This is a genomic window from Candidatus Binatus sp. (genome assembly GCF_036567905.1).
In the GTDB taxonomy this organism is placed as follows: Bacteria; Desulfobacterota; Binatia; order Binatales; family Binataceae; genus Binatus.
Map to the genome: position 1 here is coordinate 40988 of NZ_DATCTO010000073.1, position 10309 is coordinate 51296.

Below are 10309 nucleotides of genomic sequence, written 5' to 3' on the forward strand. Positions count from 1 at the left end.
TCGCCTTACTGGAGCCACCCGCCGGATTCGAACCGGCGACCTGCTGATTACGAATCAGCTGCTCTACCAACTGAGCTAGGGTGGCTTTCCATCGCGCCGCTCCGCCGACGGAATTAGCAGATTAGCGAAGCTGGCGCTGGCGAGAAAGACTCCGCGGGCCGGCAAGCGCGGAAATTGCGCGGGGGCTGGCCGGGCTCGAACGCGATCTCGATTCAGGCGCATTTGCGCGGATCGCGGCACCCTGACTCGCGGCGAAACGATCGCGCGTCAACTGTGTCAGCACCTTCATCAGGCGCGGCCGTCCAGCATATTCGCGGTTAAGAATCAGTGCGAAGAACCGTTCGTTAGCGATAATTTTTAGGTTTTAATTTGCCAATTCAAGTTATGACCGGGTGCTTCGTGTTTGATGGTTCTTCTTTGATTCTTACAAACTGTCACAAAATTTGACTTAGTCTCGACCGAAGGTGATGGTGTCCGCGAATGACTACACAGGTGTGAAAAGTCATGCGCGGTCGGTAGGAACGTGCTGACAAGGTTTCGTGCGAGGTACGGTGTGAGTTTGTATCTGGTCGCGACAACTGCCTGCGTCCTTGCAATATTCGCGATTGTGTCGTGTCCGGCGTATCCCGGCGACTCGAGCAAGGGCGCGTCTCACGACACGAGCGCGTCGTCGAGCACTGCGATGCCGGCAGCGGCCATGCCGGAGTCGGCGCCGTCGATCATCATCGGCGGAGCGCCACCAACCCCGCAAGCCGCGCCGCTGGGATCGGAACCATCGAGTAATCGTCCAGTGTCGAGCTCTCCGCCGGACACGACTGACTATTCGAGACCAGCGAGACCGAATGAAAAGGCGCCGTAGCTCTCTGACGCAGCCTGGCGGTTTGAGGAGACCGCTCCAGAGCGAAAATTAGAAGGGAAATTAGGAGATAGACGGGCTTTTGAGCCGAGCCCCAAGTAGGAAGAGGCAACCAGTAAACCAAGCATCGTCAAATGGAGGAGCGAGGATCAATCGACGATCCTCGCGGGGGAAAGCAATGTTCAAACGAAACCTGTTTGCGGTCGTCGTGTTGCTCGGCCTGATTGTTTCGGCAGCATTTACCTCGTGGACTCAGGATACTTCGGATGCCGGCATTAGCTCGCCGCCGATCGCCAGGAGTTGGCCGCCCGACGTGACGAACTATGCGCGCCCGGCGACTGCATACGACATTGGGCACGCCAAAGGCCTTTCGGCGCCGGGGTTCTTCGTAGTTGAAGTACCCAATTCCGCCGGCGGCGAGCCCGACCTTGCAATCAACCCGCTCAACCTGAATCAGATCGTGGTTCACGCCGGATTCGGGGGATGGACTGGAAGCGCTCCCAACGAAGTCTCCAACGACGGCGGCCTGACCTGGACCCAAAGCTTCCAAATTCCCAACCCTACAGGCGTCAGCGGACAGGGCGGATGTCCCTGCGACATTACGCACGACTATGGTCTGGACGGCAACCTGTACGGGACGTATCTGGGCGCAACGGATGTCTATTCCGCGTCCAACACTAATCCGTTCGCCAATCTCTTTAGTTACTTCCTGGTTGGTGGCGTCGCACAGCAGACCGACTTCGGTGCGCCCGGGAACGCCGATCAGCCTCAGCTTCTCACCGACGTAGATCCGACGACCGCGGGCCAGAACAACACCTACGTAGCGTACGATGACGACGCCTCGAACAACCTGAGGGTTTCGGTGGCGCTTGGCACGCAGCCTCCGAACTTCACGAAGGACAACGTGGCAGGGGTTTACTTCGGCGGCGGCACCAACCAGGGCCTTCGGATCGCAGTCGATCCCCGCACCGGCTACATTTACAGCCTCTACCAGGGTTGTACCTCGGGCTGTGGTGGAAGTTCCAAGACGATCGCGTACGTACTCAATCGTTCGCTCGACGCCGGGACCACTTGGACTCTCAACGGTTCTGGAACGGGAATCACGGTTGCGACCGGTGTGACCGTTCAGCCGACGCCGAAGTTCGGCACGGTCAATGCCCTGCTGGGCGGTATCAATCACGCGGCAGTCGATCCGACGACCGGTGATGTTTACGTGGTCTTCGGAGCCGCGAACGGCTCCGCAAGCCAGGGAATCTACATCGTACAAATCACGTTTGATGGCGCCAGCCCCAGCAACGCCATCATCGGCACAGTTCACCCGGTCTCCCCGTTCGCGCTTGAAGCGGCATTGCCGGCGGTGGCGGTCGCGCCCAACGGGACCATCGGCGTTCTCTACACGTCATTTGACGGATTCTCCGTGGACGGCTTTCCGATCTATTCGGGACACTTTGCGTACAGCACTGACGCCGGTGCGACTTTCACTGACAAGGATCTCCTGACCTTCCTGTCGCCGGCGACCGACAGTGGCAATTCCCGGCAGCGGGTGCTCGGCGACTACCAGCAGTTGAAGGTGGTCAACGACCTGCCGCCTGCCAACGCCGGCGCCACCTTCTACGGCGTATTCACCGGCAACGGCGCGGCGCTGGGAGACGCGACCGCCAACAACGATGCGATTTTCTTCAAGGTAACGCTGGCTCCGCAAATCAACCTCAACCCGAACCCGGTTGCGATCGGAGATGTCTGCGAAGGCTCAACCGGACAAGCGCAACTGGACGTGTCGGACACGGGCGCGGATAACCTGCTCATCAGCAGCATAACCCGGACCTCCGGAAGCACCGATATCTCGCTGGCGGCCGGCCCGACCTTCCCCGTGAACATCAGCCCGGACGCCAATTTCAACTTCACGTTCGCCTGTAAGCCGACCTCGGTCGGCGCGAAGACCGCTACCTTCACCATAGCGAGCAATGATCCGGCCAATCCGAATACTGTCGTCACGGCGACGTGCAACACGGCGTCGGGTACGATTAACCCAACCGGAAGCGGCAATTTCGGCATCGCGGTTTGCGCCGGAACGGCTCCAACGCAGACGCTCAAGCTCAACAACGTCGGGACGTGCAACCTCGACGTGTCGTCGGCGGCGCTTACCGGCTGTTCCAGCGATTTCACGCTGGTGAACCCGGCTGAGTTTCCGGCGACGATCAGTCCGGACTCGGGTCTCGGCGTTGGCATTCAATTCTCGCCGACATCGCAAGGACTACAGTCGTGCAATCTCACGATCAGCAGCGATGACCCGGTCAATTCCACGGTCCTAATTCCTCTCAGTGGTGAAAAGGGAAATGGAGCCATCAACATAACCGGCAGCGGCAATTTCGGCGCCGCGGTTTGCGGCGGAAAGGCTCCCCCGCAGACGCTGAAAATCAATAACACCGGCCCCTGCAACCTCATCGTAACGTCGGCGGTGATCTCGTGTGCCGATTTCACCTTGGTGAACCCGGCTGAGTTTCCGGCGACGATCAGTGCGGACTCGGGTCTCGACGTCGGCGTCAACTTCACGCCGACATCAGCAGGACCAAAGTCGTGCACTCTCACGATCAACAGCAACGACCCGAGCAATCCCGCGGTCGTTATTCCTCTCAATGCGACCACGCCGTTGGCTTCCGCGTCGTTGACATTCCCGGCGGGACTCACGTTCCCACCGACGGTGATTCAGCAGAGTGCGGCGTGTCCTGTGAAGATGGGTGTTCCGGTCACGGACGGCGGCGCGTGCCCGGTGCAGATCAATTCCGTTACTCTGACTTCGACCAGCGTCCCTCCTAATCTTGATTACTCGCTGACCGGACTTCCGGGTTTGCCGGTAACGCTGGCGGCGGGCGCTCAACTTGGCGCCGGTGACCTCGACCTGGTCTTCGAGCCATCCGCTGTCGCGCGCACCAGCACGGGCACCGCGAACTTCATTTTTGTCAACGACCCGATCACGGGCGCCACCGCTACCACTGCGGTGCCGTACTGCGGCGAGGCGGTCCATCGGGGCCTGCGAGTGCTGGTAACTCTGGCCGGAGTCCCGGTGTCAACCGTGAAGAAAATAGTCTTGCAAAACGCGTTTGGGCCGGAACAGCCGCACGGAGACTTCAATCACATAAAGACCATAAGGAACGCGGCGTTGCAGACTGTAACCGGGGTGGCGCCATGCCCGTCGTTCCAGTTCCACGCGGAATTTGGCGGCGTCGGCAATCCCTTCGAGCTCAAGGATGGCGTGTATCGGGTCAAGGTCACGCTCAAGGTCGGCAAGAAGACCAAGCAGAAGGTCGTCAGAGTCGCCATGGACCAGTGTTCCTTTACGCCGAATGTGATAGTGGCGTTCTGATCGCATAAGCAACCAACCGGCGGGGCGGCCACAAGTTTCAGCTCGTGGCCGCCCCGAATCTTTTTTCAGCGTACATAACTCGCCAGCCTTCCCGCCCGATGCGCTTCAATCCGCGCAGGGCTTACTCCCGAATTGCGGTGGTGTAGAATTCCCGGGATCGAGGTGGGATCAATTGAAGACCGGGATCATCGGCGCACGCGGCGCCGGGAAATCAACCGTATTTCACGCACTGACCGGACTCGCGCCGATTGCAGGCACGGCCGAGGGCCGCAATCGTGCGCGCCCGGGACAAATCAAGGTCGCGGATCCGCGCCTCGATTTTCTTGAAGCGGCGTACGGTTCGAAGAAGAAGATTCCGGTCGAGCTCACCATCCTCGACTTCGCGCCAAATCCCAAAGAGCAGAAGGAGGGCGCTGCGCTCGATCCGAGTCTGCTGCCGCTGGTGCGCGACATGGACGCGCTGCTGATCGTGATTCCGCAATTCGCCGGCATGGAAAAAGATCTGACCGCGACGCTCGAAAGTATCGAGGGCGAGTTGGTGTTCGCCGACTTCGATCAAGCCGAACGCCGCCTCGAGCGGCTGAAGAAGGAAAAGGGCGGCAGCGACTTCGAACGCGCGGCGCTCGAGAAAGTGATCGCATGGCTGGGCGACGGCAAAGCGCTGCGACTGCTCGAACTGACGGCGCAGGAGGCGCACGCATTTTCGAGCTTCGGGTTTCTTTCACGAAAGCCCGCGCTGGTCACCGTGAACTGCGAGATGGAACGCGCCGCCGCCGATGTCACCGACGCCGAACGCGCCGCCGTCCGGGCGCACGGACTCGAGGTGTTCAGGCTCGCGGCCGCTTTCGAGTCGGAATTATGGGAACTCGACGAGGCCGGCCAAAAAGAGATGCTCAAGGACGCTGGACTCGACGCGCCCGCGCGCGATCGGCTGATCGGCGCGCTCTACCAGCATCTCGGGCTGATCACTTTCTACACCGCCGGCGAGCCCGAGGCGCATGCATGGTCGTTGCGCCGCGGCGAGTCGGCGCTCGATGCCGCCGGCGTAATCCACACTGATATCGCGCGCGGATTCATCCGGGCCGAAGTTGTCAGCTACGAGGATTTCGCCATCCACAAGTCCGACGCGAAGGTCAAAGAGGCCGGCAAGCTCAGACTCGAAGGCCGCGACTACGTAATGCGCGACGGCGACATGATTCACATCCGCTTCAAGGTCTGACCCGGCTGGGCGGCAATGCGCTGGTGCGGCGGGAAAGTTGCCGGCGCAGAGCGACTCGTTGGACCTGCGAGGCGCATCCGCGCCGGCTTCGGACACGGGACCTTTTCTGCCATCGCGCTTGGGGTGCAAAAGCCGCAATCGCGCGATACGCAAAATATATTCCGGGATCCGGCATATGTAAACTATTCACCTTCTCGCGCTGTGGAAAAAAAACAAAGCGCGGAGCGCCACGGCGACCAACCGTTTAGCTCCGCGCCTGTTTCAGCAATCAATCAGGCTGCTTAAGGCTTGGGCTTAAGGAGCTGCGGCCACCATCGCCTTCACCGTGCAGAAATCCTTGTCGACTGCCCCCATGTTGATGTACCAGCATTCGCGCTCGGGCGTGTGCTGGCCGGGCAGATAACACATTGAAGAGAAGTTAGCCTGCGTGTCGATCGAAGCCGCACCGACTACGAACTCCCGCTTGAACGGGTAGATCGCGACGCGGGCATCCGGCACCGGGCGGTCACGATAGGCCAGCCAGTAAATGTGCGCGCGCCACAAATGACCCTTCTGGTCGTAGGTGTCGATGTACGGCTGGAACCATACTTCGCCGTCGAGATAGACGTCGGTCAACTTGTCGAGCGCACCCGGATTGTTCGCACCGCGCCGGGGCGTCGCCTCGACGATGTATATGTGGCGCAGCTCCCAAGCCTCGGGGCATGCGGTCGCACCGCCATCGTAGGGGCAAGTATCTTCGGGCGAATGCTGCGCATGCACGCTCGCGAGCATCTGCTTCTCACCCAGGAATTTGTAGTTGTACTGCTCGGTCTTGGGGTTGAAGCCTGAATAGTGATCAGGGTCGTAGCTCTGCGCGCCGGTGGCGGTGGAAAGCATCGCCTCGTTCAGGCGCCGCACACGACGGGTGCCGGGCTGCCAATCCCAGCTGTCGTCGCCGCGGTTCGGATCAAGGTAGCGATAGCGGATCAGGCCCTGGCCGCGCGATTCCTGCGGCGCGAGCAGTGGATAGAGAGCAAACAGCCACATGCGCCCCGACTGCTTGAAGTCCGGATCGACCGGCAGCGGCTCGACTTCGGTCCGTCCGAACAGGTTGTATCCTGCGTAATGACCGATCTCGATGTCGTTGACGATGCTCTGGTCCTGGCCCGGACGAATGTACTCGCTCTGGCAATCGTAGAAGCGCAGATCGTAGTCATCGCTCGTGATGGGCCGCCACACATTGTTCCAGATGACTTTCGTTCCCACATAAGGATCGTTCGGATCGATCAGCGGAAACGGCTGGCCGGCGACGTAGCCGATCAGGCTGCGATGATCATTAGTGAGCCGCACCTGCTGGGAATACTTTTCCGTCGCCTCCCTGTAAGGCGGCGGCCAATCGACCCGCTCGGTCGGGACGATATCCATGTGCATTCCATGGGTCACTGCGTAAAAGACCCCGGGCGAAACCAGATCTTTTACCTGTGCCGCATTTTCGGGTGTTATGCTGTCGCCCGGCTTCACTGTCGCATTTGCTGGTGCCACGATGAGACACAAGAGTGTTAGCGTCCCCACGCCCGGCAATATCTTCCCCAAAGCATGCCTGGCCATTAGTGCGACCTCCTGTTCGTCTTTGGAATTCTAATTCTGCATCGCGAAATTTTCTGAACTCAACAACGTGACTGGGAATATTATCAGATTGTTGGTTAACTCTACAATCTGATCTGTCGGCGATAGAAAAGCACGGAGCGGCGCAGCTGTTGCGCTGCGCCGCCCCGTTCGAGCAATTTAGAGGGACGTAAAGCCCCTGATTTATGTGGCCAACTCGCTTACGGAGCCGCGGCCACCATCGCCTTCACCGAGCAGAAATCTTTATCGACCGCCCCCATATTGACGTACCAGCATTCGCGCTCGGGCGTGTGCTGGCCGGGCAGATAACACATTGACGAGTAGTTAGCCTGCGTGTCGATCGAAGCCGCACCGACTATGAACTCCCGCTTGAACGGGTAGATCGCGACGCGGGCATCCGGCACCGGACGGTCACGATAGGCCAGCCAGTAAATGTGCGCGCGCCACAAATGACCCTTCTGGTCGTAGGTGTCGATGTACGGGTTGAACCCTAATTCAGCGTCCACATAGACGTTGGTCAACTTGTCGAGCGCACCCGGATTGTTCACATCGCGCCGGGGCATCGCCTCGACGATGTATACGTGGCGCAGCTCCCAAGCCTCGGGGCATGCGGTCGCACCGCCATCGTAGGGGCAAGTATCTTCGGGCGAATGCTCCGCATGCACGCTCGCGAGCATCTGCCTCTCACCCAGGAACTTGTAATTGTACTGCTCGGTCTTGGGGTTGAAGCCTGCATAGTGGTCGGGGTCGAAACTCTGCGCTCCGGTCGCGCTACTGTTTATCGCCTCGTTCAGGCGCCGCACACGACGGGTGCCGGGCTGCCAATCCCAAGTGTCGTCGCCGCGGTTCGGATCTACGTAGCGATAGCGGACTATTCCGACTCCGCGCTGGTCCGCCGGCGAAAGCACGGGGTACAGAGCGAACAGCCACATGCGCCCCGACTGCTTGAAGTCCGGATCGACCGGCAGCGGCTCGACTTCGGTCCGTCCGAACAGGTTGTACCCGGCGTAGTGACCGATCTCCAGGTCCTCGATCACGTTCTGGTCCTGGCCCGGACGAACGTACTCGCTCTGGCAATCGTAGAAGCGCAGGTCGTAGTCATCGCTGTGGATGGGCCGGAACACGTTGTTCCACATAATTTTCGCCCCCACATAGGGGTCGTTCGGATCGATCAGCGGAAACGGCTGCCCGGCGACGTAGCCGAGCAGGCTGCGATGATCGTTAGTGAGCCGGACCTGCGTGGAATACTTTTCTGTCGCCTCCCTGTAAGGCGGCGGCCAGTCGATCCGCTCAGAGGGCACGATATCCATGTGCATTCCATGAGTCACTGCGTAAAACACCCCGGGCGAAACCAGGTCTTTGACCTGTGCCGCGTTTGCGGGTGTTACGACATCACCTGGCTTCACTGCGGCGTTTGCTGAAGCCACGATGAGGCATAAGAACATTAACGTCCCCACGCCCAGCAATATCTTCCCCAAAACATGCTTGGCCATTAGTACAGTCTCCTGTTCGTCTTTAGAGTTCTAATTGTGGACCACGAGATTTCCCGAAGTCAAGCATATATTCATCATATTATCGGATTGTTTTTTAACTCTACAGGCTGATCTGCCGACGGTAGAAAAGCGCGGGGCGGCGCAGCTTTTTCGCTGCACCGCCTCGTTCGAGCCATTAGAGGGACGTGAAGCCCCTGATTTATCTAGCTAACTCGCTTACGGAGCGGCCTTTACCATCGCGTGGGTGGTGAAGAAATCTTTGTCCACCGCACCCATGTTGATACACCAGCACTCGCGCTCGGGCGTGTTCTGCCCGGGCAGGGTAATCCCCGGAACCCCCACGCTCCTGAACTATTCATAGCGCAGAGCGTCGATTGGGTGTAGCAGGCTGGCTTTGCGTGCCGGGTAATAGCCAAAGAAAACTCCTACCGCCGCCGAAAAGACGAAGCCGCCCGCCACCGCTACCGGCGAGACCAGCGTTGGCCATTGCGCCAGCGCTGAAATCAGCTTGGACACGAGTATGCCCAGGATTATCCCCGCGAACCCGCCCATCAACGACAGCAGCATCGCCTCCACCAGGAACTGCAGCATGATGTGGATGCGGCGCGCGCCGATCGCCATGCGAATTCCTATCTCGCGGGTGCGCTCCGTCACCGACACCAGCATGATGTTCATGATTCCGATTCCGCCCACCAGCAGCGAAATCGACGCCACTGCCAAAAGCAGCATCGTCATCACCTGCGTGGCGCTCTCGGACGCCGCCGCTATTTCGCTTAGATCGCGCACCGTGAAGTCGTCGTCCTGTTTCGGCTGGATGTGATGGCGCTCGTGCAACGTGCGCGTGATTTGCGCAACCGCGTTGTCCATCTGGTCGGAACCGCTCGCCTTGATAAACATCACGTTGACGACGCCGGTGATTTTCAGCGCGCTGCCGAGCGCGCTGGTCGATCCGGTGGTCGAGCTGTAAACCGAATTGGTCGTCGGTACCGACGCGTAAGGGTTGCTCGCGCTCGCCGTGGCTACCGACGCGGGCGAGGCTGCCGCCGACGGCGCCGACACGCCCAGCACTTTGCGCTCCGCGGTGTTGAACGGCACGATTACCACGTCGTCCTGGTCCTGCCCGTAACTCGACTGCCCCTTGACGCTGAGCACGCCGATTACTCTCATCGGGGAGTTTTTCACCCGGATCGTCGCGCCGACCGGATTCTGTCCCTCGCCGAACAGATTGTTCACCACCGTCTGTCCGAGCAGGCATACTGGCGCGCCCGCCTTTTCCTCCGCGTCGGTGAAGATGCGTCCGATCGATGGCGGCCAGTCCCGGACCGCAAAGTAACTCGGCGTCGTCCCCTGGATGTTGGTGCTCCAGTTGCGATTTCCCCAGACCACCTGCGCCACCTGCCGATCCATGTACGTCACCAGTGCGACCGGGCCTCCGCCACGCGCAAGCGCCTGCGCATCGGCGACCGTAAGCGTGGAATTGCTGCCCAGCCCTGCGCGCACGCCGTTGGCGGTGGTCGCGCCCGGCACCACTATCAGCAGGTTGGTGCCGAGGCTGTTGATTTGCGCCTCGACTGACGATCGCGCCCCGTCGCCCACCGCCACCATCGTGATCACCGCCGCGACGCCGATGAAAATGCCCAGCATCGTGAGCGCCGCGCGCAGCTTGTTGCGCTTGATCGCGCGCCCCGCCGCCACCACCGCCATGCTGCCAAACGTCCACACCTCGTCGAGGCTCGACGCCGCCGGCGCCGCCGCCTCCGTGGCCGGCGCCG

Annotated in this window: 7 protein-coding genes and 1 tRNA gene; 2 read left to right on the forward strand and 6 right to left on the reverse strand. The window is 60.4% G+C overall.

Annotation, left to right across the window (positions count from 1 at the left end):
• Positions 1–9 precede the first annotated feature (9 nt).
• Together VIO10_RS11775 and VIO10_RS11780 are read right to left on the reverse strand one after the other, a co-directional pair.
• Positions 10–85, reverse strand: a tRNA-Thr gene (locus tag VIO10_RS11775).
• Between the two features lie 566 nt (positions 86–651).
• Positions 652–813: a hypothetical protein gene (locus VIO10_RS11780; protein ID WP_331964172.1), complete on the reverse strand. Its 162-nt coding sequence runs from the start codon at positions 811–813 to the stop codon at positions 652–654.
• Between the two features lie 221 nt (positions 814–1034).
• Between VIO10_RS11780 and VIO10_RS11785 the strand changes: the two genes are divergently transcribed.
• Positions 1035–4220, forward strand: a complete 3186-nt coding sequence (locus VIO10_RS11785) for a choice-of-anchor D domain-containing protein (protein WP_331964175.1) — start codon at positions 1035–1037, stop codon at positions 4218–4220.
• A gap of 172 nt (positions 4221–4392) precedes the next feature.
• A complete protein-coding gene (locus VIO10_RS11790; RefSeq protein ID WP_331964178.1) occupies positions 4393–5439 on the forward strand; it encodes a DUF933 domain-containing protein in 1047 nt (348 codons plus the stop codon).
• A 294-nt stretch (positions 5440–5733) separates the two neighbouring features.
• On the opposite strand, the gene VIO10_RS11795 is transcribed toward VIO10_RS11790, so the two are convergent.
• The 4 genes from VIO10_RS11795 to VIO10_RS11810 all read right to left on the reverse strand — a co-directional run.
• On the reverse strand, positions 5734–6960 hold the full coding sequence (locus VIO10_RS11795; RefSeq protein WP_331964181.1) for a DUF1329 domain-containing protein: 1227 nt from the start codon (positions 6958–6960) through the stop codon (positions 5734–5736).
• 284 nt (positions 6961–7244) lie between these two features.
• Positions 7245–8537 (reverse strand): DUF1329 domain-containing protein, encoded by a 1293-nt coding sequence (locus VIO10_RS11800; RefSeq protein ID WP_331964184.1) that lies wholly within the window; start codon positions 8535–8537, stop codon positions 7245–7247.
• A gap of 216 nt (positions 8538–8753) precedes the next feature.
• The gene (locus VIO10_RS11805) at positions 8754–8879 is read right to left on the reverse strand and encodes a hypothetical protein (RefSeq protein ID WP_331964187.1); all 126 of its coding nucleotides are present in this window, start codon (positions 8877–8879) and stop codon (positions 8754–8756) included.
• 9 nt (positions 8880–8888) lie between these two features.
• Positions 8889–10309, reverse strand: a 1421-nt coding sequence (locus VIO10_RS11810; protein ID WP_331964190.1) for an ABC transporter permease, incomplete at its 5' end; no start/stop codon positions are given.